This is a genomic window from Aequorivita marisscotiae, from assembly GCF_029814825.1.
In the GTDB taxonomy this organism is placed as follows: domain Bacteria; phylum Bacteroidota; class Bacteroidia; order Flavobacteriales; family Flavobacteriaceae; genus Aequorivita; species Aequorivita marisscotiae.
Genome location: NZ_CP122379.1, coordinates 355,942 through 380,396 on the forward strand (window position 1 = coordinate 355,942; position 24,455 = coordinate 380,396).

24 protein-coding genes are annotated in these 24,455 nt (G+C 38.5%); 7 read left to right on the forward strand and 17 right to left on the reverse strand.

Translation table 11 applies throughout. The features are described 5' to 3' along the window. Window positions 1–19 precede the first annotated feature (19 nt). The 12 genes from pcaF to QCQ61_RS01770 all read right to left on the reverse strand — a co-directional run bounded on the left by pcaF (window position 20) and on the right by QCQ61_RS01770 (window position 9,417). Complete coding sequence (gene pcaF / locus QCQ61_RS01715; RefSeq protein WP_279448996.1) at window positions 20–1,228, reverse strand: 3-oxoadipyl-CoA thiolase; 1,209 nt, start codon at window positions 1,226–1,228, stop codon at window positions 20–22. Window positions 1,229–1,313: 85 nt separating this feature from the next. After that, entirely contained in the window at window positions 1,314–2,171 is an 858-nt protein-coding gene (gene ypfJ / locus QCQ61_RS01720) for a KPN_02809 family neutral zinc metallopeptidase (RefSeq protein ID WP_279448997.1), read from the reverse strand. A 34-nt stretch (window positions 2,172–2,205) separates the two neighbouring features. Then, the gene (locus QCQ61_RS01725; protein WP_279448998.1) at window positions 2,206–2,610 is read right to left on the reverse strand and encodes a PaaI family thioesterase; all 405 of its coding nucleotides are present in this window, start codon (window positions 2,608–2,610) and stop codon (window positions 2,206–2,208) included. A 110-nt stretch (window positions 2,611–2,720) separates the two neighbouring features. Continuing rightward, window positions 2,721–3,854 carry a 3-hydroxyacyl-CoA dehydrogenase NAD-binding domain-containing protein gene (locus tag QCQ61_RS01730; RefSeq protein ID WP_431605808.1) on the reverse strand — a complete coding sequence of 378 codons (1,134 nt, stop codon included), beginning with the start codon at window positions 3,852–3,854 and terminating at the stop codon, window positions 2,721–2,723. Window positions 3,855–3,930: 76 nt separating this feature from the next. Continuing rightward, window positions 3,931–4,296, reverse strand: coding sequence for a four helix bundle protein (locus tag QCQ61_RS01735; RefSeq protein WP_279449000.1), 366 nt, complete (start codon window positions 4,294–4,296; stop codon window positions 3,931–3,933). 80 nt (window positions 4,297–4,376) lie between these two features. Continuing rightward, on the reverse strand, window positions 4,377–5,159 hold the full coding sequence (locus QCQ61_RS01740) for an enoyl-CoA hydratase-related protein (protein ID WP_279449001.1): 783 nt from the start codon (window positions 5,157–5,159) through the stop codon (window positions 4,377–4,379). 53 nt (window positions 5,160–5,212) lie between these two features. Continuing rightward, the gene (gene paaD / locus QCQ61_RS01745; RefSeq protein WP_279449002.1) at window positions 5,213–5,716 is read right to left on the reverse strand and encodes a 1,2-phenylacetyl-CoA epoxidase subunit PaaD; all 504 of its coding nucleotides are present in this window, start codon (window positions 5,714–5,716) and stop codon (window positions 5,213–5,215) included. Window positions 5,717–5,800: 84 nt separating this feature from the next. Further along, window positions 5,801–6,550, reverse strand: a complete 750-nt coding sequence (gene paaC / locus QCQ61_RS01750) for a 1,2-phenylacetyl-CoA epoxidase subunit PaaC (RefSeq protein ID WP_279449003.1) — start codon at window positions 6,548–6,550, stop codon at window positions 5,801–5,803. A 49-nt stretch (window positions 6,551–6,599) separates the two neighbouring features. Beyond that, on the reverse strand, window positions 6,600–6,944 hold the full coding sequence (locus QCQ61_RS01755) for a four helix bundle protein (RefSeq protein ID WP_279449004.1): 345 nt from the start codon (window positions 6,942–6,944) through the stop codon (window positions 6,600–6,602). Window positions 6,945–6,976: 32 nt separating this feature from the next. Then, the gene (gene paaB, locus QCQ61_RS01760) at window positions 6,977–7,267 is read right to left on the reverse strand and encodes a 1,2-phenylacetyl-CoA epoxidase subunit PaaB (RefSeq protein ID WP_279449005.1); all 291 of its coding nucleotides are present in this window, start codon (window positions 7,265–7,267) and stop codon (window positions 6,977–6,979) included. A 78-nt stretch (window positions 7,268–7,345) separates the two neighbouring features. Next, complete coding sequence (paaA, locus tag QCQ61_RS01765; protein ID WP_279449006.1) at window positions 7,346–8,302, reverse strand: 1,2-phenylacetyl-CoA epoxidase subunit PaaA; 957 nt, start codon at window positions 8,300–8,302, stop codon at window positions 7,346–7,348. Between the two features lie 41 nt (window positions 8,303–8,343). Continuing rightward, window positions 8,344–9,417 carry a 2Fe-2S iron-sulfur cluster-binding protein gene (locus tag QCQ61_RS01770; RefSeq protein ID WP_279449007.1) on the reverse strand — a complete coding sequence of 358 codons (1,074 nt, stop codon included), beginning with the start codon at window positions 9,415–9,417 and terminating at the stop codon, window positions 8,344–8,346. A gap of 113 nt (window positions 9,418–9,530) precedes the next feature. Here QCQ61_RS01770 and QCQ61_RS01775 point away from each other — a divergent pair, with 113 nt between their 5' ends. The 3 genes from QCQ61_RS01775 to QCQ61_RS01785 all read left to right on the forward strand — a co-directional run bounded on the left by QCQ61_RS01775 (window position 9,531) and on the right by QCQ61_RS01785 (window position 12,168). After that, window positions 9,531–11,363, forward strand: coding sequence for an aromatic amino acid hydroxylase (locus QCQ61_RS01775; RefSeq protein ID WP_279449008.1), 1,833 nt, complete (start codon window positions 9,531–9,533; stop codon window positions 11,361–11,363). A gap of 54 nt (window positions 11,364–11,417) precedes the next feature. Beyond that, entirely contained in the window at window positions 11,418–11,723 is a 306-nt protein-coding gene (locus QCQ61_RS01780) for a rhodanese-like domain-containing protein (protein ID WP_279449009.1), read from the forward strand. A 118-nt stretch (window positions 11,724–11,841) separates the two neighbouring features. Continuing rightward, the gene (locus tag QCQ61_RS01785) at window positions 11,842–12,168 is read left to right on the forward strand and encodes a thermonuclease family protein (RefSeq protein WP_279449010.1); all 327 of its coding nucleotides are present in this window, start codon (window positions 11,842–11,844) and stop codon (window positions 12,166–12,168) included. On the opposite strand, the gene QCQ61_RS01790 is transcribed toward QCQ61_RS01785, so the two are convergent. The 3 genes from QCQ61_RS01790 to QCQ61_RS01800 all read right to left on the reverse strand — a co-directional run bounded on the left by QCQ61_RS01790 (window position 12,163) and on the right by QCQ61_RS01800 (window position 17,713). Continuing rightward, entirely contained in the window at window positions 12,163–12,777 is a 615-nt protein-coding gene (locus QCQ61_RS01790; RefSeq protein ID WP_279449011.1) for a DUF4230 domain-containing protein, read from the reverse strand. The two genes, QCQ61_RS01785 and QCQ61_RS01790, sit on opposite strands and share 6 nt — an antisense overlap. Before the next feature lie 147 nt (window positions 12,778–12,924). Beyond that, complete coding sequence (locus tag QCQ61_RS01795; RefSeq protein WP_279449012.1) at window positions 12,925–16,206, reverse strand: caspase family protein; 3,282 nt, start codon at window positions 16,204–16,206, stop codon at window positions 12,925–12,927. A gap of 1 nt (window position 16,207) precedes the next feature. Continuing rightward, a complete protein-coding gene (locus QCQ61_RS01800) occupies window positions 16,208–17,713 on the reverse strand; it encodes a C1 family peptidase (protein WP_279449013.1) in 1,506 nt (501 codons plus the stop codon). A gap of 146 nt (window positions 17,714–17,859) precedes the next feature. Here QCQ61_RS01800 and QCQ61_RS01805 point away from each other — a divergent pair, with 146 nt between their 5' ends. The 4 genes from QCQ61_RS01805 to ppk1 all read left to right on the forward strand — a co-directional run bounded on the left by QCQ61_RS01805 (window position 17,860) and on the right by ppk1 (window position 22,069). After that, window positions 17,860–18,657 (forward strand): hypothetical protein, encoded by a 798-nt coding sequence (locus tag QCQ61_RS01805; protein WP_279449014.1) that lies wholly within the window; start codon window positions 17,860–17,862, stop codon window positions 18,655–18,657. Between the two features lie 5 nt (window positions 18,658–18,662). Beyond that, complete coding sequence (locus QCQ61_RS01810) at window positions 18,663–19,277, forward strand: deoxynucleoside kinase (RefSeq protein WP_279449015.1); 615 nt, start codon at window positions 18,663–18,665, stop codon at window positions 19,275–19,277. A gap of 83 nt (window positions 19,278–19,360) precedes the next feature. Next, window positions 19,361–19,885 carry a lipocalin family protein gene (locus QCQ61_RS01815; protein WP_279449016.1) on the forward strand — a complete coding sequence of 175 codons (525 nt, stop codon included), beginning with the start codon at window positions 19,361–19,363 and terminating at the stop codon, window positions 19,883–19,885. A 132-nt stretch (window positions 19,886–20,017) separates the two neighbouring features. After that, window positions 20,018–22,069, forward strand: a complete 2,052-nt coding sequence (gene ppk1 / locus QCQ61_RS01820; RefSeq protein ID WP_279449017.1) for a polyphosphate kinase 1 — start codon at window positions 20,018–20,020, stop codon at window positions 22,067–22,069. Window positions 22,070–22,099: 30 nt separating this feature from the next. Here the strand turns inward: ppk1 and QCQ61_RS01825 are convergent, their stop codons facing one another. Beyond that, window positions 22,100–23,110 carry an App1 family protein phosphatidate phosphatase gene (locus QCQ61_RS01825; protein WP_279449018.1) on the reverse strand — a complete coding sequence of 337 codons (1,011 nt, stop codon included), beginning with the start codon at window positions 23,108–23,110 and terminating at the stop codon, window positions 22,100–22,102. 58 nt (window positions 23,111–23,168) lie between these two features. Then, the gene (locus tag QCQ61_RS01830) at window positions 23,169–24,434 is read right to left on the reverse strand and encodes an MgtC/SapB family protein (protein ID WP_279449019.1); all 1,266 of its coding nucleotides are present in this window, start codon (window positions 24,432–24,434) and stop codon (window positions 23,169–23,171) included. Window positions 24,435–24,455 lie beyond the last annotated feature (21 nt).

Below are 24,455 nucleotides of genomic sequence, written 5' to 3' on the forward strand. Positions count from 1 at the left end.
AAAATTAAAAATCGAAAACTTATAGGTTTACATTTTCAATAATGGCAGCATAACCTTGCCCCACGCCTACACACATTGTAATTAAAGCGTATTTTTTATTCTGAAGTTGAAGTTCCAAAGCTGCGGAATATGCAAGTCGCGCTCCCGTAACACCGAGTGGGTGCCCGATGGCGATGGAACCGCCATTAGGATTAATACGTGGGTCATCATCTTTCAACCCCCATTCGCGAATGCATGCTAACGCTTGGGAAGCAAAAGCCTCGTTCAGCTCAATCACGTCCATGTCTTCCATTTTTAAACCTGCTTTTTCGAGTGCTTTATTAGAAGCTTCCACGGGACCAATGCCCATAATTCGCGGTTCGACTCCAACAACGGCGGAAGAAACAATTCTAGCAATCGGTTTTAAATTGTATTTTTTTACTGCCTCTTCCGAAGCGATAATCGTTGCCGCTGCACCATCATTTAATCCTGAAGAATTTCCGGCGGTAACACTCCCATCTTTTTTAAAGGCTGGACGCAATTTGGCCAAAATCTCTTTTGTGGAGTCTGGGCGAATAAACTCGTCATCCTTAAAAATTATTGGGTCTTTTTTTCGCTGCGGAATTTCAACTGGAACAATTTCCTTTGCCAAACGCCCATTTTGTTGCGCCTTTGCAGCCTTCATTTGCGAATTAAAGGCGAAAGCATCTTGGTCTTCCCGAGAAATATTATGCTTTTCAACCAAATTTTCAGCTGTATTTCCCATCCCGTCCGTACCGTACATTTCGGCCATTTTAGGATTTACGAAACGCCAGCCAAAACTGGAGTCGTACATTTTTGCATCGGTTCCGAAAGCTTTTGAAGGTTTAGCAACTACATATGGGCCACGAGTCATATTTTCAACGCCACCCGAGATAAAAAGGTCGCCATCGCCAGCTTTTATCGCACGGTTGGCGTGAATAATTGCTGAAAGGCCGCTGCTGCAGAGTCTATTTACCGTTTCACCGGGAACGGTTACCGGCAAACCTGCCAAAAGTGACGCCATTCGGGCCACGTTTCGGTTATCTTCCCCCGCTTGGTTTGCGCAACCGAGAATTACATCGTCATATGCTTCTTTTGGGATGTTTGGATTGCGTTTTACAATTTCGGCAATTACCAAAGCCGCCAAATCATCTGTTCTAACAGCACTTAGCGTTCCTTGATAACTGCCTATTGGCGTTCTTATTCCATCAATTATATATGCTTCCATAAATGACTTTTTATTTTTGATTGATAATTTTTGACGTGAAAAATAATTCGGAAATCAAAAATCGTTAATCTGAAATCGTTAATTATTAATTCAATAGTTCCGAAAAGGTATCGCCTTGATTTATATCGCCCGTTTTATAACCTTTCATAAACCATTTCATGCGTTGTTCGGAGCTTCCGTGGGTAAAACTATCTGGCACCACATCGCCCTGTGTTCTTTTTTGAATGGCATCATCACCAACAGCATTTGCGGCGCTTAATGCTTCTTCAATATCACCTTCTTCCAAATATTCTTGATTGTGATGTGCCCAAAGGCCTGCGTAAAAATCTGCTTGAAGTTCTAACGCAACTGAAAGTTGGTTGGCGGCGTTTCTATTTTGTTGTTGCAATTGCCGTACTTTTTGTGAAGTGCCCACCAAAGTTTGTACATGATGGCCAATTTCATGAGCGGTTACATAAGCAATCGCAAAGTCGCCACCTTTAGCACCAAATCGGGTTTTTAATTCATCAAAAAACGCCAAATCCATATACACTTTTTGATCTGCGGGGCAGTAAAACGGTCCCGAGGCAGAACTTGCATTTCCGCAGGCAGTGCTTACGGCATCTGTAAACAAAACCATTGTAGGTTCTTTATAATCGCCGATATTGTTTTGGCTAAAGATCTGGTTCCAAACATTTTCAGTGTCAGCTAATACCGTAGCCATAAAATCGCCCATTTCCTTTTCTTGTGCAGTAAGTTCTCTTTGCTCAGTTTGCTGCAACGATTGACTGCCTCCTATTTGTTCAACCAAGGGGGCTAGTTGTTGGCCTGTTTCACCTCCAAAAATCTGCAGTGCGATCACAATGAGTGCAACCACACCACCACCGGCAACTAGTTTTCCTTTGCCGCTCATTCCACGGCGGTCGTCTAAATTACCGCTTTTTCTTCTACCTTTCCATTTCATAATTTTTTCTGATTAGTTAAATATACTGCTTAATCTATTCCCAAGCCTTACTGGTTCTATAAACAACACCTTTGAAAAGTGCCACTAGCTTATCGCCGCGTTTTACTTCAACAATATTAAACCCTAATTTATTCCCTACTTTCTCAATTACGGATTGGGCTGTTAGATAATCACCCTCATTCAACGCTTCAATATGATTGATGGATGTTTCAATAGATACCGCGTATTTTCCGTGGGTATTTGCGGCAAAGCCGAAGGCAGTGTCAGCTAATGAATATGCAATCCCACCGTGGGCTTTGTTCATGCTGTTGAGCATTTCCTTTCGGATCGTCAATCCAACTTTTACACTTCCAACCTCACATTCTAGAATCTCTATTCCCAACCAACTGCTAAACGCATCTTGACTTAACATTTTGTGTGGTATTTTCTTTCCTTCCATATATTTTTATAAGTGTTGTTGACCAATATCAATTTCTTATTGAAAAGCTAAAATCTACATGATAGCCTGCGGCAATACCTTGCAGGAAATCTCCCGTATTTCTCCATTGTTTAGTCAAAAAAACTACTACCTGAATTTTTCATTTTCCGCAACAAAGGTGAACAACGATAGCGGTCTTCGTGGTATTCATTGTAAAGTTCGTCCATTTTTTTAACGCACCAATCAATTCCTTTTTCATCTGCCCAGCTCAATAATCCCTTCGGATAATTTACGCCTTTTGTCATCGCGTTGTCAATATCTTCTCCGGATGCTATGTTCCAAAAAAGCGCGTCGGCAGCCTCGTTTATTAGCATTACAAGAATACGATCAAAAATTTGTATAGATTTTTCAGAAGACAAAGACCCTTCGACTGCGCTCGGGGTGACATTCTTCGAATAATCATAATACCCTTTTCCGCTTTTTCTTCCCAAGTATCCAGCTTCAGCAAAACGCTTTTGGGTGAAAGAGGGTTTGTAGCGTGGATCGAAATAGAACGCTTTAAAGACAGTTTCGGTTACCGTATAGTTCACATCATTTCCGATGAAATCCATCAATTCAAAAGGGCCCATTCTGAAGCCACCGATTTCTTTCATTGCTTTATCTATTTCAGAAAACGAAGCAATTCCTTCTTCATAAATACGAAGTGCTTCCCCATAAAATGGTCGTGCAACCCTATTTACTATAAATCCGGGTGTATCTTTCGCTACGGCAACGGTTTTTCCCCAATCTTTAATAGTTTCAACTGAAATTTTCAGTGTTTCTACCGAAGTTTGAATAGATGGAATTACCTCGACCAATTTCATCAATGGCGCGGGATTAAAAAAGTGTATCCCGATGCAGCGCTCCGGTTTTTGAAGTGATGAAGCAATTGATGCAATGGAAAGCGACGATGTGTTCGAGGCAATTATACAATCGTCGCTTACAAACTTTTCAAGTGTTGAAAACACATTTTTTTTGATGTCCAGGTTTTCAACAATCGCTTCAATGGTTAAATCGGAATCTTTTAATTCCTTTAGCGAATTAACGTATTTTATATTAGTTTGAATTCGCTGTTTTTCTTTGGAATTGATTTTTCCTTTTTCAACCAACCGATCCATAATTTTATTTAAATCTGCTTCGGCTTTTTCCAAAGCTTCCGTTTTGGTATCGTATAATTTCACTGAGCAACCTGCGGTGGCAGCTACTTGTGCAATACCTGCGCCCATTGTTCCTGCTCCTATTATTCCAACAAATTTAATTGATGATTTTTGATTAACGATTTTTGATTTTTGATTTTCCAAGTTATTGAATATTATTTTTTTGTGATGCCGTTTTTATACTAGCTACAAAAATTGAGATTAATTCATTATTTTCAATCAGTAGCCTATCTATTATTTGAACATTTGTTATCAAATTCGCGCCCCTTTGAATTTTCATATTAACGAATGACTCTCTCAATTCTTTTAAAGAAATTTTCATTTTATGTAGAAAATCTCTTGAAGATTCGGCACTTCTTGCTTCGCCATAATTCAACGCAACAGATGTGCTGGAACGGATAAGTTGTTTTGTAAGATGCTCCGCAGCAAATGAACCGTTAATATGTTTGCACATTAAAATAACTTCAACGGCAAATTTGATTAATCTATCTTCAAGTTGATTTGGAACCATATTCTATAATTTGGGTTAACACCACCATATTTAAAATTTTAAAAATCTGCACTCAACAATCGTTAATCTTAAATCGTTAATCACTTTCCTCTGAAATTCGGTTTTCTTTTATTCACAAACGCATCAACTCCTTCTGCATAATCTTCGCTTTGGGCGGCTTCAATTTGAAGTTTGCTTTCCAAATTCAACTGTTCTTCTAAATTATTTTGCATGGAATTATTTAACAAACGCTTCGTTAACCCCAATGCTTTTGTTGGCATATTCGCCATCGTATTTGCAATGATTTTTACTTCTTCTGAAAAGTTCTCTGAGGAGACAACTTTGTAAACCATTCCAAGCTTTTCAGCATCTTGGGCAGAAACTTTGTCGCCCAGCATCATTAACGCCGAAGCCTTTTGAAAACCGATCAATCGCGGTAAAAAGAAGGTTCCCGCGCTGTCCGGCACCAAACCGATTTTACTGAATGCCTGAATAAAACTTGCATTTTCGGAAGCAATTACCACATCGCAAGCTAAGGCAATATTTGCACCTGCTCCAGCCGCAACTCCATTGATTGCGCCAATAATTGGTTTTTCAATATTCCGAATTCTTTGAATAATGGGATTGTAATGTTCTTCGAGAATTTTTTTAAAACCTGGATTTAATTCGGGGGAAGTTACTTCCTTTAAATCCTGCCCTGCACAAAACGCTTTTCCGCTGCCGATGATAATTATAGCGCGGACTTCTGGATTTTTTTCACAATTGTCCAATTCATCTTGAAGCAACAGCGCCATTTCGCGATTGAAGCTGTTAAAAACTTCGGGGCGATTAAGGGTTAATGTAGCTACTTTATTTTCTATTTGGGTGGTTATGCTTTTATTCACTTTTTATAGGTTTAATAAACCCTTCGACTGCGCTCAGGGTGACATTTAGAAATTTATTTCAAACATTTAAAATAATCAAACGGTTCGTGGCAATCGTCACATTTAAACAGTGCTTTACAGGCTGTTGAACCAAATTGACTCACTAAATGTGTGCTTGTACTTCCGCATTGCGGGCATTTTACCAATTTTTTATCGCCCAACAAAACATCTTTATCGTGCGACTCTGAAAGCGGACGCGCAATACCGTATTCCTCCATTTTCTGAAGCCCTTCTTCACTAATCCAATCCGTGGACCACGCTGGGGAAAGCACCAATTCAACTTCTGTCTTTTTTCCTATTTTAGAAAAAGCAGCTTTTAAATCGTCTGCAATAACATCCATTGCTGGGCACCCGGAATAGGTGGGTGTAAGTTTTATTTGAACGTTTCCATTCACTTCAACAGCTTCGCGAATTACACCCAAATCCAAAACCGAAAGCACAGGAATCTCAGGGTCTGAAACGGTTTTCAGAACTGAAATTAAATTTTCTTGTATGTTTGGTTCTTCTGTAAGTGTCATAATTTATTAACGATTGCTGATTAACGATTTTTGATTTTTGAACTTTTTTACTTCTGAAATCGGCAATCAAAAATCGTAAATCTTTTACCATTGCATATTTGGATATGTGCGCTGCATATATTGCAAATCGGCCAAAATATAGCCCATGTGCTCCGTGTGAACGCCTTCTTTTCCGCCTTTGGTGAAATATTTATTTTCGGGAATTGCCAGTGTTGCTTCTTTTAAAACTTCAGAAACTTCTTCGTAATATTTTTCTTTAAAAGTGGAAACATCTACGCCAACTCCTTTCTTCGCCATTTCGGTTTCTGCTTCTGTCATAAAAAAAAGTTCATCCGTAAATCGCCACAGATCGTCAATTGCTTCCTGCATCTTTTGATTGCTCTCTTCAGTTCCGTCGCCTAAACGTTTTACCCAATCTGATGAAAATCGTTTGTGGTAACTTACTTCTTTAATACTTTTTTTAGCAATTGCGGCCAAAGTTTCGTCTGGGCTATTCTGAAGCTTTTCCAATAACATAAAATGGTAAACATCAAACAGGAATTGGCGCCCAATTACATATCCAAAATGTGTATTGGGCTGTTCAACGAGCAAACAATTTTTGTATTCGCGTTCAATTCGAAGAAAAGCGATATCATCTTCTGTTTTTCCGTCGCCAGTTAGCTTTGCCGCATATTGATAATAACTTCGCGTTTGCCCCAATAAATCCAACGAAATATTAGTAAGTGCAATATCGGTTTCCAAACTTGGGCCGTGACCGCAAAGTTCGCCCAATCGCTGTGCGAGGATTAGGGAATTGTCGGCTATTGTTAGGATGTAATAGTATAAATCTTTCATTTAGTATTTATAAAAATCGAAATCGAAACTCAAATCGAAATCGAAAACATTAGCTATATTTTTTGAGAAGTGAAACAACAATTCTTATAAGTTCGTCATTTTCATTTCTTATTGCTGCAATATTATTAGAATTAATGAGAATCGCTTTAATTTGAATATTAATATTTCTCAGTGACTCTCGTAATTCTTTTAATGTAATCCTTAATTTATTAGCTCTATCTTTATCCGAACCTGCGCCTTCAAATTCTCCGAAATTTAAAGCAGATGAACAGGCAGATCTTATAAGTTGTTTAGCGAGATAATCGGCAGCATAGGATTTTGGTGGCATCTTAAAAATTACAACAATCGAAGCGGCGAAATCTTCAAACCGATTGTCTAAATTATAACTTTTCATTTTTCGATTTCAGTTTAGATTTCGATTTCCCTCTACATATGCTTCACCTCATCCGGCAAATCATAAAAGGTGGGATGGCGGTAAATTTTATCCTGTGCGGGCTCAAACATTTCGCCATTGTGATCTGGATTGGAAGCGGTAATGTTTTTGCTTTCCACCACCCAAATACTTACACCTTCATTTCTACGTGTGTAAACATCGCGGGCGTTTTCCAGAGCCATTTCGGCGTCGGCAGCGTGAAGGCTTCCGAAGTGACGGTGCTCCAGTCCGTTTTTACTGCGGACAAATATTTCCCAAAGGGGCCAGTTTTTCTTTTCAGACATGAGATATTAGATTTGAGATGTGAGATGTGAGATTTAGACACTTTTCTCACGTCTAATATCTCACGTCTCACATCTATTTCAACTTGCTTTTGCTATTTTTCTTTTTTCTTTTTTTTCGGCGTGTGCCATTGCGGCGTCGCGCACCCATTCGCCATTGTTCCAAGCATTCACTCTGGCGCTCATTCTTTCTTTATTGCAGGGTCCGTGGCCTTTTACAACTTGCCAGAATTCATCCCAATCAATTTCACCAAAGTCGTAATGGCCAGTTTCTTTGTTCCATTTTAAATCGGGATCGGGAATGGTAATTCCGAGAATATCGGCTTGCGGTACCGTTTGGTCTATAAACTGTTGGCGCAATTCGTCATTACTTTTGCGTTTCAGCTTCCATTTCATGGATTGCTCTGTATGTACTGATTCTGCATCTGTCGGGCCTAACATCATTAAACTTGGCCACCACCAACGGTTGAGCGCATCTTGCGCCATTGCTTTTTGCTCTTCAGTGCCGCGGCAAAGGGTGAGCATAATTTCATATCCTTGGCGCTGGTGGAAACTTTCTTCTTTACAAACGCGAACCATTGCTCTAGCGTACGGTCCAAATGAAGTGTTGCAAAGCGGCACCTGATTTATAATTGCAGCACCGTCAACCAACCAACCAATGGCACCCATATCTGCCCAAGTAATTGTGGGATAGTTGAAAATGGAAGAATATTTAGCCTTTCCGGAGTGCAATTGCTCGTACATTTCCTCGCGTGAAATCCCCAAGGTTTCGCAAGCGGAATACAGATACAATCCGTGGCCAGCTTCATCTTGAACTTTTGCAAGCAAAGCAGCTTTTCGTCTAAGAGTTGGGGCGCGGGTTATCCAATTTCCTTCGGGCAGCATCCCAACTATTTCTGAATGTGCGTGCTGGCTTATTTGCCGAATATGTGTTTGGCGGTATTTCTCCGGCATCCAATCTTTTGGCTCTATCTTTTCATCGCGTGCAATGCGGGCTTCGAAAATTTCTTCTAAATTCATTATTTCTTTTTCACTCATAACTTTATGCTTTAAGCTTAATGCTGTATGGAGTAAGCTAGTTATACATCAAAATCTACTTTTACTTTTTCGGAAGTAGGAACGGCCTGGCAACTTAAAACATAATTTTGCGCTACCTCCTTTTCTTCCAATGCGTAATTTATTTTCATCTCTACTTCGCCTTCCAAAATCTGGCATTTACAGGTGCTGCAAACTCCGCCCTTACAGGCAAATGGTAAATCTGCACCCGCGGCCAAAGCCGCATCGAGTATATTGTCAAAATCTTTTGTCATTGTAAATTGAAATTCCTTTCCGGCATCTACAATGGTTACTTCAACCCCTTCTACATTTTGTTGCGCCAAACGTTCGGCACGTTTTTTATCTTCTTCGGTTAGACCAGTTACAAATAATTCAAAATGAATCAATTCTTTCGGCAAACCTGCTTCAATTAAATAATTGCTTACGTAGCTCACCATTTCTTCGGGTCCGCACAAAAACACTTCGCTGGTATCGGGAATGTCGATAAACGTTTTGGTTAAAACCTGCATTTTTTCGTCATCAAATCTGCCGTTGAAAAGATCTATATCGCGACGCTCTTTGGTGAGAAAATAATAAATTTCCAATCTTCCAAAGTACTGGTTCCGCAACTGCTCCAAAGCTTCTTTAAAGATAATGGATTTTGCTGTCCTATTCACATAAAACAGTTTGCAAGTTGCGTTGGGCTCCAGTGCCAAATGTGTTTTAATCATAGAAAGTACGGGCGTAATTCCACTTCCGGCGGCGAAAAACAAATAGTTTTTAGCTTTTTCCGGTTCAATTTCCACACCAAACATTCCGCTGGGCTCCATTAATTCCAAAGTATCGCCAGCTTTTAAGGTTGAATTTACAAACGTTGAAAATCTGCCTTCCGGAATTGTTTTCACGGCAACCTTCCATTCCTTATCAATGGGGCTGGAACACAAACTGTACGAACGGCGGGTATCTTCGCCATTAATATCTGCTTTTAAGGTTAAATGCTGCCCTTGGCGGAAGTGGAATTCTTCAACCAATTTATCCGGCACATCAAAGGTTATAACCGAACAATCGTCAGTTTCTTTATAAATGTCCTTTACTTTTATTCTATGAAATTTTGCCACAAAATGAGTTTAAAATGGTAAACAAAACTACGTTTTTTGCTTTTATCGGCAAGATACAAAAATTAGCTCTTTATCGTTTTGGAAACCTGCCGAGTCTAACCTATTTTTGAACAATGGAATACAAAATTGAAACCAACGAATTGTTGGACCGTTTACCACCGCATTTAAAACAATATATAAAACCACAAAACTATGAGCAATACACGCCCATTAATCAAGCTGTATGGCGTTATGTAATGCGAAAAAACGTAGATTATCTTACCAAAGTTGCGCACGAAAGTTATGTTGAAGGTTTAAAAAAAACCGGTATTTCCATAGATGAAATTCCCTCTATGTACGGGATGAACCGTATTTTAAAAGAAATTGGCTGGGCCGCAGTTGCGGTTGACGGGTTTATACCGCCGAATGCTTTTATGGAATTTCAGGCTTATAAAGTGCTTGTGATTGCCAGCGATATCCGCCAACTTGAAAACATAGAATACACCCCAGCGCCCGATATTATTCACGAAGGGGCGGGACACGCTCCTATTATTGCAAGTCCGGACTATGCCGAATATCTTCGCCGCTTTGGGGAAATTGGCGCAAAAGCAATTTCTAGCGCACACGATATTGATATGTATGAAGCCGTTCGCGAGCTTTCCATTTTAAAGGAAAGCCCTGTCCCACCCCCCAGCCACCTCCCTAAGGGAGGGGGAGCCATAACGGATTCACAAAAAAAACATTGGCAAAAAATTGAAGCCGCGGAAGCACGAGTTGAAGTACTTCAAAATAAAAAAGTGAAACCATCAGAAATTTCTCTGATTCGAAATCTACATTGGTGGACCGTGGAATACGGTTTGGTGGGCACGGTTGAAAATCCGAAGATTTATGGCGCCGGATTGCTTTCTTCCATTGGCGAAAGCGTTTGGTGCATGCAGGATGAGGTGAAGAAAATTCCGTATTCCATTGACGCTGCCTACCAAGATTTCGACATCACAAAACCGCAGCCGCAATTGTATGTAACGCCAGATTTTGCGTATTTGCAGGAGGTTTTGGAAGAATTCGCAAACACCATGGCCGTTCGGAAAGGCGGTTGGCGTGGGTTGAAAAAGTTGATAAAATCGAAACAGCTCGGGACTATTGAAATTAGTACCGGACTTCAAATTAGCGGTCATTTTTCACGAATGATAAAAAACGAGGATAACGAGGTTGTTTATTTTGAAACCGAAGGCGAAACAGCACTCTCTTACCGTGAAAAAGAAGTGATTGGCCACGGCATAAGCCGTCATACCAACGGCTTCCGTTCGCCTTTGGGGAAATTGAAAGGAATAAATCTCGCCATTGAAAATATGGGCCCGCGCGATTTGCAAGCGTATAATTTTTACGACGGAAAACCCATTGAATTTGAATTTGAAAGTGGAATAACCGTAAAAGGCTTGAATGTTACCGGAATGCGAAATCTACGAGGCGAATTGATGTTGATTCAATTTACGGATTGCACGGTTACCTATAAAGATGAAGTATTGTTTTCTCCAGATATGGGCGATTTTGATATGGCCGTGGGCAAGGAAATAGTTTCGGCATTTGCTGGGGCGGCAGATTATAATTCGTTTAATTTGGTAACGCACACTGCCAAAAGCGAGACCATCCGACCACAACTTTCTGAAAGAGAAAAAGAATTAAACTCTCTCTATAAAGAGGTTCGGGGAATACGTAATGCTGAAGAAATTGATTCGACAAAACTTCAGCAAGTCTTTAAAGTTTTAGAAGATTTTCATACAACGGATTGGCTGTTGCCACTCGAAATTTATGAATTGGTAGCGGCTAACAACTCAGATTTTTCAAAAGAAGTACTGAATTATCTTTTGAATTTGAAAATAGAAAGACCAAAAGTTGCGCATTTAATTGAAGGTGGGTTAGAACTTATTGATATAAAAAGTGTAAAGATTAAAGCAGTTGCGGAATAAATCCGCATCGACAATAAATTAATTAAAAAATTCTGCCTGAGCAGTAAAAATATTATGGGACTATTTGATTTTTTATTCGGAAACAAAAAACGAAAAATACAAGAATTTAAAAGTAGAGGCGCCATTATTGTTGACGTACGCAGTAAAGGAGAATACGATAGCGGTGCAATTCCGGGTTCCAAAAACATTCCATTACCAAGCATTTCTTCAAAAATGAAAGAAATTAAAAAGTGGAACAAACCCGTAATTTGTTGCTGCGCTAGTGGTATGCGCAGTGCTAGTGCCGCTGGCATTTTAAAGAGCAACGGGATAGAGGCGATGAACGGCGGCGGATGGTTTAGTTTGAGCAAGAAACTATAGGCCCACCCCTAACCCCTCCCGAAGGGAGGGGAATTATTTTCATAAAAAACAATTATTTTTAAATGGTTGAATTTCAGTTTTTTGTAGCTTTATAAATACTAATCAAAAAATTGAAATTATGTATCAATACAGAGCAAAAATCATTAAAGTTTACGACGGCGACACCGTAACTGCTATGGTGGATTTAGGATTTTACCACTTTCAGCAAATGAAATTTAGGCTTTACGGAATAGACACTCCCGAATTGCGCGGTGAAGAAAGAGAGCGTGGTTTAGTTGTGCGCGACATTGTTCGTTCAATGATTCTGGATAAAGAAGTTATAATTAATTCGTATAAAGATAAGCAGGAAAAATACGGCCGCTACCTTGCCAATATTATTATTGGCGATATAGATTTAAATAAGTGGTTGGTAGATAACGGGCATGCAAAAGAATATATGCTATAGTTTCAGCTTTTGAAGTTCGGCTTCGGTTTCCACTACTGTGGAATTGTATTTTAACGTCCAGCCCATCGAGTTGGTTAATATATAAATTTTCTGAAGTTCGGAAATCAATCTGTTTTCAGCATTCGTTCGCAATTCTGAAGCTTCAATTTTTTTGCGAAGCGAATTTTCAATCCGACTTTTAATTTTATTATAATCTGATGCGGTGAACTGGTTTAAATAATCCTGCGTAACATCGTAATATTGAATATTTGGGTTTATGGAAAGCTCGGGCTCGGGAATGTTTGTAATGGTTACGGTTTTTGTGGTTTCATCTATTTCCGTTTTAACTTTACTTAAATCATACGCAATCGTAGCTTTTGCATTAACCACAACCAAAGCCCGTTTATTGGCATAGGTAAGTCCGTAAAACAAATCCTTGCTGTCTCGATAACTAAAAACTTGTGCGTAGCTGCCTTCGGTAACAATCAGTTTTCCCACATTTTTTAATTCCTTTTGAATGAGCGCTGTATTGGCTTCAAGAATTTCGCGGTTTTCTTTTTTGTTTTCACAATAACGAAGGCCGAAAACGATAACGAAGGCAATTATAATTCCGAGGAAAATATTTCTCATTTTTTAGATGTGAGATTTGAGACGTGAGATTTGTGATAGTACGATTATTTCGATATGAATAATTTTATCAAAAATACAATATTTTGAATCGCAAAAATCCCAAAGATTTTTTAAAACCTTTGGGAATCTCGTCTATTTAATTCAAAATCAATTTTTAACCCCAACAGGAAAATCTTGCCCAAAACCAAAACTGGCAGGATATTGTGCACTACCTCTATACTTTCCCGAAACTTCCGGCACTTGACTTTCTAAGTATGCTTTCAATTCGTTTACAGTTATTCTGCCATCGCCACTATCTGCTTTTCCACTTAGGGCTTGTAGTAAAACATAGGTAAAAACTCCGTGGCCAAGTTCATCAAATTCGGTGGCAAATTGTTCGCTGCCACTTGCCGTTAGCCAGTGAGTACCGGTACTTCGCGCAAGTTGTGCAATTGCTTTTTCTTCTGCCGCCCCTCTTGAAGAAATTGTAGTTAATGCGCCGCCACTTTGGCAAGCATCCAAAATATAAAGTTGTTTTTGTGCAGGGATTGCCGCTGAAAGTTCTTTTAAAAGTTCTGCTGAAATTCCTTTTTGGGCAATAGATTCATCGGCTCCATAAATCTGTGTCACGTCGTGTGGGACTAAATAAAAGGTTTTATTTTCATCGCTTGTCATCATTCCGTGGCCGGCGTAATAGAAAATGAAAACGTCTTGCGGATTTGCTTTTGAAGAAATTTCTTTAAACGTCTGCAAAATCTTATCTTTATTGGCTTCGCTGTCTTTAATGTAATAATTATTTACGTTGCTAGTAATGGTTTTCATTCCTGCGTCCACAGCACTTTTAAAACCATTGGCATCCGCAACAGCATAATTTAGGTTGTACTTTGGGTTTTTGTAATTGTCAATTCCCACAACCATTAAATGCAGTTGGATTCCGGCGGGTTTTATAATTTCCTCCTTTTTTGGAATATATTCTACCGAAATTTCCTGCGGGGCACTTTCGGTATTCTGACTGTTTAAAGCAACGGCACGAAAGCTGTTTTCACCTTCCAATAAAGTAAGGTTAAAAACTTTTTTTGTCGCTGCGGGAGCATCGTCTTCAACTGTGAGATTTCGAGTATTGTTTGAAACCAATTTATTGTTGTGATACAATCTTACCTCCGAAATTTTATCGCCTTTTGCAAAACCTTCAACCGTAATTTTAGCCGAAGGATTTTCAGTTTTTACCACTGCTACTGCATCTTCAACTGTTAGGTTCCGTGCACCTTCAGAATACATTATCGTAACCAGTGGCGGATTCTTAATTTTATCAATATCTATAGTGGGTTTGTTAATTTTTTCACCTTGCAGCGTGCTAAACAAAAGCCTTGGTGTATAAAATTTATCAAACACTTGGTCTAGAGGAATAGTTTCGCGACCTCGTACAAACGCAACTCTATTCCAAGCGTTTTGTGAACCTTCAAACAATCCTTCGGGGGTATGCGCAATCCACTCTCCGTCTAAAAAAAGTATCAATCTTAATATTTCATTGGCGCTATTTACGTTGAAAAATTTAATAGAACCATCAGATGCTTGGGCGTAAACATTATCGTTTACAAACGCCACACCCGCATAATAAAGATCTTTAAAATTTTTACTTTCGTTTTCTAATTTACCTGTAGTTATATTGTAAATTTTGGTGCCCATTTCCTTATTAAAAAAAATTAATTTGGTTTTACTGGGATTGATGGCAAACTCTGCGTTATAATCCGCCTGCGGAATTGGAAAACTTTTTACTAATTGACCAGTAGCAGTATTAAAAATATCGGCGGTTTTTGTATTGAGGTTTATTGCTAATAATTGTTCGCCATCCTTTATATGATACATAGTCCGATAGCTATTGGGTTTGCTCCACGCAAGCTTTTTTGTTTCCAGATTAAAGTAATCCAGCCTATCTATATATTCATGATCAAAAACAATTTCGTCGCTTAAACCAACGGCTACACCCTTTCCGTTGGGCGATATATCTAAATACGCCTGTTCGGCTTTTCGAACATTTGTGAAAGGAATTTCTGCTAGCTGCTGCTTACTTTCAACATCAAGAATATACAAGGTATTTTGTTTTACATATCCTAATAATTTACTGTTTGGGTTGAAATGTGCTGTATTTGAACTCTTATCAAAATCTGTAGTAAGTGTTGTAAAACTATCTTTTATTCCAGGTACAAATTGCTTAATTCCTTCGGTATCATTTCGGGTAATGTAGTATGCAAGATTGCCTTCTTTATTAACCGATATGTCGCCATACAGCGAGTATTTAGAAGTGTAATTAGGATCGTATTTGGTTAGTTGAGTGGTGGCGTTATTACTTAACAAAGAGTGAATTTTTCCGTTAATGTCTGAAGTAAACAAACTAACGGCATTATCTGTTTCTGAAAAAATAATGTTCTGCGAATTTAGCACTTCAGACCCAAAATGCGCCACCGGATTGTTGGAATAGCGTTTGTATTTTTTATAATTTCCTTGACCAAACCATTCGTCGTTTTCATAAACATACACAAAATCCTTATCCGCTATAAGTTTTCCTTTGTTCAGGTTATTGTAAATTACACCTTTTACTTCTCCAGTAGCCGCATTAAGTTCAATGATAGGCGTTTTTAAATAGGAAACCCAAAGACTATTGCTTTCTTCGGAAATTGCAATATTGCCCGTAAAATTTTTAAGGGCACGGTTTGTATTTTTTTCAACCACTACTATTTTTTCCCAAAGCGGTTGCGAAGTAGTGGCACTAAATCGAATTACTTTTAGATGTGTTTCATCAACCACAACCGTATAAATCTGATCCAGATTTTTAAAAAATGCACTTGGCGGCACGTATAATTCGCCATAGCTCTTACTATTTATTTCGTAAAATTGATGATTTCGGGTACCGCTTTTAAACCAGATATATTCGTCGTTACCCAAAAATTCCATTCCACCCGCTTGTGGATTAGGAAACGTTGCGCCATCTGTTTTTTGCATTGCGCCTGTAACTGGATTGAATGTATTCAATGCAATATCATCAAAATCTCCTGTTAGGTAATACACCAAATTATCTGCCTTCCGAAATGCTACGTTTTGAATTTCTTCCTTTGAAGGAAATCGTTTTACTTCATTTAAAGTTGTATTGTCGTAAACAATAAATTCATTTTTTGTAGCCACGTATGTTTTTCCTGAAATATCATCCAAAGTTAAATCTCTCGCGTGCTCAGGAATATCAATGGTTTTTAGTAAGATACCCGTTGTTTTGTCCCAAAACTTTAAGGTTTTATCGTCAAAACTTCCATAACTAATAACAAGGTTTCGAGGATTGTCAAAAAGCATTTTGGTTACATAACCGCTGTGAGCAGATTGTATAGCGATGCGCGAATCCTGTGCTTGCAGATTTAGCACAATGAGAAGAAGGATAAATATTGTAAATAGCTTTTTCATATTATAAATGTGTTATTTCTACCATTAGCGGCACTACGTAACCTTTTGCACCATCTTTAACCTTAAAACCTAGTTCGCCAGAAGCGTATTGAACCATATGTTTATCTATCAATTTATCGCCTAATGCTGCTTTTATTTTTGAAGTAAGGCCGCCGTTAGTCTGTTGCATTTTCTGAAGTAATTCTGCTTGGTTCAATTCTTCTTGGCTGAAAAGTATTAGCAAATAATCGGTTCCAGGATTGCTGTCCATTTTTATCACCTTCTTTTCACTGGGAAAAGCAAATTCTGAATTAGCACCAATGAGCGGCGACATGCCGTCGCTAAATGGTAAAATTTTATTGATTTTTTGTGAAAGATCTGTTGCAAAAGCATAGATGTAACCTTCATTTACATTTTTTAGATAAAACCGGAAACGCGTGTTGCTGGGATACCCTTGCGTCATTCTATACGCAACCAAATCTTCTCCTTCAACATCGTCTTCTACTACAAGGTTTCTTGTTGAAATACGGGTAACCGGCATTGGCTGTCCGTTGTTTTGTTCAAAACGAAGGCTGCCCTCAGGTAGTTTTGCAGCTATAGGGTTTGGGTCTGGTTTGGGTTCAGGTTTAGGCTCTGGCTTAGGGTCTGGTTTTGGTTTAACGTCATCTTCTTTTTTCTTAAAATAACTATATGGTTGCAAGGCGCCCAAGCACCATTTATCGTACACATCGTACGGAATCCAGATAAATCCGCCATCGCCCCATTGGGTGCTCCAACTGTTTAGTACTCTAAAACAGCCCCCTTCGTAATTATCGTCGTAGCCAACAGCTACCATGGCGTGTTGGCCGTGTTTTTTAGCCTGTGTTCCTTCATCGCTAGGTACGGTACGCCACACTTTTTTAGATGTAAAAAAACTTTCAGGTAATTTCATACCTATTAATACGGGATAGCCTTCAGACAATGCTTTTTTAGTGGCGTTTACCCTTACCATCGGTGCTTGTTCATCATAAAAAAACAAGGTTTGATAGTCTCTAATCCGATAGTCTATAGCTTCCATTTGAGCCGCTTGGCTTATGCGGGGATTGCATTGGTAAGGCACTGTTTTTAAGGTAGGAACCCCGAGTACTTTTAAAGCCTCCATTCCCAATTTTGGATTGGTTCCCATTTGGCAATTTACATCTTCTTCTCTTTTAATTGCGTAATACACAAAAGAAGGGGAAAGAGCTGCCTGGGTTATTTTTTGTTTGTCGGTTATGTTGTAATCTTTTGCGAGCATTGTAGTACGCAAGCCATAGGCCGCCGCATAGGCAACACAAGTACCAAATTGGCCCTGATCGCCGGGAATGGGCACATACTTTTCCAAGGAATACGCGCTAGGCAAATCGTCGTAAGTACTTGCGGTAAATTGTACTTTGTACGGAATACTCCGATAGGATTCTTCGTCCCATACCATCCCGGTACTGTATTGATTTTGCGCGAATAATAAACTCGTGAAAAGGAATGCAATAATGCAGCTTAGATTTTTCATAATGTTGAACTTAGTTTTTACATTATAAAATAACAGCTACTATTTTTAATTTTAAATAGGGCAGTTGCCGTATTATTTGGCGTGAATAATCTCTGTTCAAAGTTTGCGTTTAAGAGTTGGCTCACATTTTGTAACTTGCCACACGTATGAAATCGTTACTTCTTCTATTTTTAATTATCGCTCAAATTGGTGTAGCGCAAAGCATCGCTCCCGAAAGCAAGGCGCCACTTGTGGCTGATAGGTTTATTGGCATTGACAATTACAAGAACACCTATTTTATTAAAGATCGTGTAATTAATAAACAAGGGCCGGACGGAAATTTTCTATTTAACGATTTACAATTGGGGCGAATTACTTCGGTAGATATTATAAATCCGTTAAAGGTTGTTGTGTTTTTTCAGGATACCAATACAGTAGTTTTATTAGACAATAAACTGAGTGAAATACAACGAATTAATTTTAACAACCTTCCGCAATTTTTAAATGTAAGTACCGCTACAAATGCAGGCAATAACAGTCTTTGGCTATTTAATGTTGATACCCAACAGCTTGAACTTTACAATTACGGATCAAAATTGCAGACGGTGGTATCGCAACCGTTTCCGGGGAAATTACTATCGCAAGCCAGCAATTTTAATTATTGTTTCACATTAACCGAAAAGAAATTACGCGCCTTCAATATTTATGGAAGCATTTTAAATGAAGCACCTTCAGAAGGTTATGAACGTATAGTTCAACAGAATGAAAATGTAATAGCCCTAAAAGAAAACCAACTGCACTATCTCCCCGATTTTGCAAAGCGCAACAACGAAATTACCCATAACACTGTTAGGTTGAAATTGCCCGAAATTAGCATTAAAGACTTGCAGCTTAGCAATGATTTCCTGTATATTTATGACGGCGAAAATTTGCACACTTTTAAACTAACCATCCCAAAGAAATAACAGTTATGCACGTTGCAATTGCAGGAAACATAGGTTCTGGAAAAACTACCCTTACTCGTTTATTGTCTAAACATTACAAATGGCAAGCCCATTATGAGGACGTGGAAGACAACCCGTATTTGGACGATTTTTACAACCAAATGGAGCGTTGGTCGTTCAACCTGCAAATTTATTTTTTGAACAGTCGTTTCCGTCAGATTCTCGATATTCGTGAAAAAGGCAAGTCGGTAATCCAAGATAGAACAATCTATGAAGACGCCTATATTTTCGCACCCAATTTACATGCCATGGGGCTAATGACGAATCGTGATTTTGAAAATTACCGTTCGCTTTTTGAACTGATGGAAAGCGTAACCGAAGGTCCCGATTTGCTCATTTACTTGCGCAGCAGTATTCCTAATTTGGTAAACCAAATACACAAACGCGGGCGCGATTATGAAAATTCTATCAGCATTGATTACCTCAGCCGATTGAACGAGCGCTACGAAGCTTGGATCCATGGGTACGACAAAGGAAATCTGATAATTTTTGATGTTGACAATATTAATTTTGTTGACGATCCCGAGCATTTGGGAGAAGTTATCAATAAAATTGATGCAGAACTTCACGGACTATTTTAAAAATATAAACACTTCATTGCTACGTTTGATAAAAGTTATACCTTGCGCGCTTTAACTTTTTATTAACACGTAAAACATCACAAATGAAGATTTTTAAATTATTCTTATTTACAGCATTTATTTCATTAACTATTTCTTGTTCAAGCGATGACGACAGTTCATCTGCCGCTAATAACGATAACATCGTTGGCGTTTGGAAAGGCACTGAAGTAAATTATACAGGCGTACAAACTAGCGTTGCGAATGGAGAAACGACGACTATGGAATTTGTAGGAACAGGCTACGATCTTGATTACACAATAACCATTACTGCCAACCCAAATAATATAACATCTGAGGGAAGTTATAAAGTAGAATTGGTTACTACCATAGACGGGCAAACCAATACTGTAAATCTTGAAGATATCAACTTTCTTGAGACCAGCACTTGGAGTATAGACGGCGATCAGTTTTCATTAACCAGTAATGGCGATACAGACGTTATGACTATTGTAGAATTAACAGACAGCAACTTAGTGTTGAATGGCATATCAGTAGAAACACTTTCACAAGGTGGCGTTCAAATGGAATCGACAACAGATATAACTTTAAAGTTCTCTAAATTATAATTTTCAGCTTGTTTGTTTTTAAAAAATTCCTCGTCAATTATGGCGGGGTTTTTTTATGCCCATTTGCAAATGTCTTTTAACGTTTCCCTTACAGTATTCTATTACTAATTCCAGTAATTTGCCGTACAGACTATGGCATCACTCTACAACACTAAATTTTATCACCGCGATCTTTCTTGGTTGCGCTTTAATCATCGAGTTTTACAGGAAGCGGAAGACGAACGAAACCCGCTTTATGAACGCATTAAATTCTTAGCGATTTTTTCGTCTAATTTAGACGAATTTTTTCGGGTTCGCGTTTCAGATATTCGGCAGATCAAAGACTTAGAAAAACCACTCCGAAAAAAGCTTATAACCAAACCCAATAAGGTTTTAAAGGAAATAAAAGCGCAGGTAGATATTCAGCAAAACCAATACGGACACATTTTTAATAATGAAATTATTCCACAATTGGCTTCGGAAGGAATTCATTTAATTCGCCATGAAAACTTTTCAGAAGAACAAAAAGAAATAGCTACGGCCTATTTTGAAGAGCAGCTAAAGGAAATTACCGAAATAAGCTGTAACCCTTGTACCCAAACGCAATCGGTTTTTGTAAAGAATGAAAGGCTCTATTTAGCTGCCCAGACTACCAAAGACGAATTTTTAATGGTAGAAATTCCCGATACCGAACCGCGATTTTTTGTATTTCCGTCCAAAGATAAAACGGCGTTTTATATCACTTTTATAGACGATATTTTAAAATTCAATTTAAAAAGGGAATTTACAAAAGAGCAAGCCTTAGATTTTTATTCTATCAAAATTTCGCGCGATGCTGAATTGTATATTGAAGATGAATTTTCAGGAAATTTGATGGAAAAAATAAAGGCCGCACTTCCAAAAAGAGATACCGGCCAAGCTACAAGAGCTTTAATAGACCCGGAGATGCCACAGGAGTTCCGGGAAATTTTAAAGAAAGCACTTGATGTAAACCACACCGACGTAATTTTAGGCGGGCGCTATCATAACTTTAAGGATTTTATGCAATTTCCAAATCCGACGAAAAAAGACTTTAGCAACCAAAAATTGCCGCCCTTGCCGCATCCGGATTTAGCAAATTGCGATTCTATTTTTAACTTAATTGATAAAAAAGACCAACTGCTGCATTATCCATATCAGAGTTTTAAGCCAGTAATAAAATTGATGCAGGAGGCTGCTATCGATCCGCTGGTGAAAACGATAAAGATGACCATTTACCGCGCAGCAGACGATTCCGATTTAAACGATGCCATTGCTTTAGCCGCCAAAAACGGAAAGGATGTTACCATTTTTATTGAAGTAAAAGCTCGTTTTGACGAACATAACAATTTAAAGTGGGGTGCAATTTTTAGGGAAAATGGGGCAAAGGTTATTTACAGTTATCCTGATATTAAAGTACATTCAAAAATTTTATATTTTGAACGGGAATTGGATGGAAAAACAAAGCGCTACGCATATATTGCCACTGGAAATTTTAATGAAAACACGGCAAAACTTTACACCGATTTTGGATTAATGACTAGTCACAAAAAAATAACCAACGATTTAAAACGTGTGTTTATGGTTTTGGAGCGCGATGTAATAGTACCAAAAGCAAAACATTTACTCATCTCTCCATTTACTACGCGCGAACGGTTTACTGCACTGGTAGAAAAAGAAATAGCCTTGGCAAATGCAGGTAAAAAAGGACTTATTGTTTTAAAAATGAACAGCCTGCAAGATAAAGGAATGATAAAAGAACTTTACAAAGCCAGCAATGCGGGCGTAGAAGTTAGATTGCTTATTAGGGGTATTTGTTCTCTGGTACCCGGAATTAAAGGCCAAAGCGAAAACATTTATATTACCAGCATTGTAGATCGTTTTCTTGAACACGGACGGGTATATTTATTCGGAAATGATGGAGACGAAAAAATATTTGTGGGCTCGGCAGATTGGATGACGCGAAACCTAACGCACAGAATTGAGGTGGTAACACCAATTTTGGATAAAGACCACAAAAAAACCATTCGCGATTTACTAAATATTGAACTGGCAGACAACGTAAAAGCCCGCATTGTAGATGCCGATCAAAAGAATGAATATGTAAGAAATTCTAAGCCTGAAGTGCAGTCGCAGTTGGCAATTTATAGATATTTTAAAAAGAAAAGTATTCAAGAATCAGAATGATAAAAGAATCTTTTCACACGAATTTCTTTTCTAAATAAAATTGTTTTCTTTGGCATGGGCTATAGCGGCTTCGCTATCTTCAACCAATAATACTGGTACGGTTTCAAAGGTTTTAAAAAGGCCTTTTACACGAAGCATTTTGCGTTTGTGTTTTACATTTCGCAAGTAGATTGCAAGAATGCGTTCGGGGTGGTCTTCGGCAATTTCTATATAAATATCTGGGTCGTGTTCGCCGCTATCGCCAATTAAAATAAAGGGCAATTGCGGATATGTTTTTAGAATATTTATAATTTCCTTTTGCTTTTGCGGCTTTTCCCCATCTGTAGCTTTTGGCGCGAATAGTTTTACGAACGGATTTACAAAATCGCGAAGCAATATTGGTCCTTTTATAAAATTATTCTTTTGCAAGAATATTTCTAAATAACTGTATAGATTCCACGGGCCGTGACTTACATAAAATACTGGATTACACTCATTACCCGATTTACCATCGTGTAATTTTTCATACAATGCTGCAGCTCCTTTTAGTGGAATTCGTTTTTCGGCTCTTTTAAAAATTGTGTTTTTAACCACCTGCCATTTTAACCGAGACGTGAGTCCGGTGTGCATAATTGTGTCGTCTATATCGCTAATTATTCCGTATTTCACTTCCGTTGAAGGGATTAATACTTCGCCTTTAAAATTATTTTTACGTTGAATTTTTCGACTTAAATTTTTATCGACAAACGAAATGGAATAATGCAGCCACCCTTCTTTATCGATAAGCGGAAGTAAATTTTTAATTGTGGTATCTATTAAAAAATAACCTTGCGAATCTGTAGTGGTTTCAATGCTTCTTCCATCGGGAAGGGTGAGTAAAAGTTTCGTGTTTGTTACTTTATCCGTTTCAAAGCGTTTCCAACTATTCCAAAGTAAATTAAAAACGCCAGTCTTGGAATGATCTATGTTTTCATCTTCAATAGCCCGACCTTTTACATACAAATGGTTTGACGTACCATAGCTCCGGAAAGTGATAATTTGAATTGGGTCTTTTTTGAACATAGTTAAAGTTTGTGATTGGCATTGAACGTACACCTAATCTTTGCAAGTGGGTTACACTTTAAAAATGCCAGTTCTCGGGCCAGAGCATCATCAACAATAATCCAAAAACAATAGTAATTCCAAAAGAAATTCCCACCCATTTTGCCAATTGCCGTGTACCGAGAACGGCTGCCATAATTCCCTTAAACAATAAATTGGAAAGCGATGCCAACAAAATAAGTCGCCAGCCTGTAGCGGTATTCAGGCCTTCAACTTTCATCATTTGCGATAGAGACAGGGTAATTGCATCTACATCGGTAAGCCCGCTAATTATAGCGACCACATACAGTGCTTCTTTCCCGAACTCTTGTTTGGTAAATGCAACTGCCAATAAAATAGCGCCGTAAAGTAGTCCGAAAATCAATGCGCTTTTAAACTGAGCTGGATTTTCAGGTTCGGGCATTTTATCATCCGTACCATTTTTGGTGATTATATAAAACAAACCTACGCAAAGCAATACCATTAATACCAAAACAGTAAGCAGCGGTAATAGCAGCTCGGGCAGTTTGCTGGGAATAACTACGCTAACTTCAATTAAAACTCGCACCAAGGCTACAGCAGAGGCAGCAGTAATAACAAAAGCAGCCATTTTACTTATTGAGGTGTTATCTGTGGTCTTTCTGGCGTAGCTTACAGTTGTAGCCGTACTGCTAATAAGGCCACCTAAAATTCCATTTGAAATAATGCCTACTTTCTTACCTACAAATTTATAGATAAAGTAGCCTACCACGCTAATACCAACTATTAAAGTAACCATTAACCAAATATTCCGCGGGTTTAGCACATCCAGTGGACCGTAAGTTTTATCCGGCAAAAGTGGAAGAATTATTAAAGATATTCCGGCAAACGTCATAATAGCCGCAAGGTCTTTTTCGCTGAGTTTTTCAATAAAACTGTGGAGGTGTTCCTTTAAATAAAGCAGTATGGCCATAGAACCTCCAACAATAACCGCAATAACCCGATCGCCCATTACCAAATAAGCTCCCACGGCAAACATAAGCAATGCGGCTACCTCGGTGGTTTGACCAATATCGGTTTCGTTTAGTTTTTTCAGCTTTATAATATTTGCAGTAACCAGCAAAGCAGTTAGACACAGACCGAGGACTGGAAGAATAAAAGGATTGTTAAAGTCGCGTGCTAAAAAAGCCGAAACTACGCCCATAATAGAAATTAGGGTAAACGTTCGGACTCCCGCCATTTCATGGTCGCTTTTTTGTCTTTGCAGACCCACAAGCATCCCTAAACCAAAGGCGATTGCCAAAGTAACAATATCGTGGTAGTTCATAGCAGTGCCAAGATAATAAAA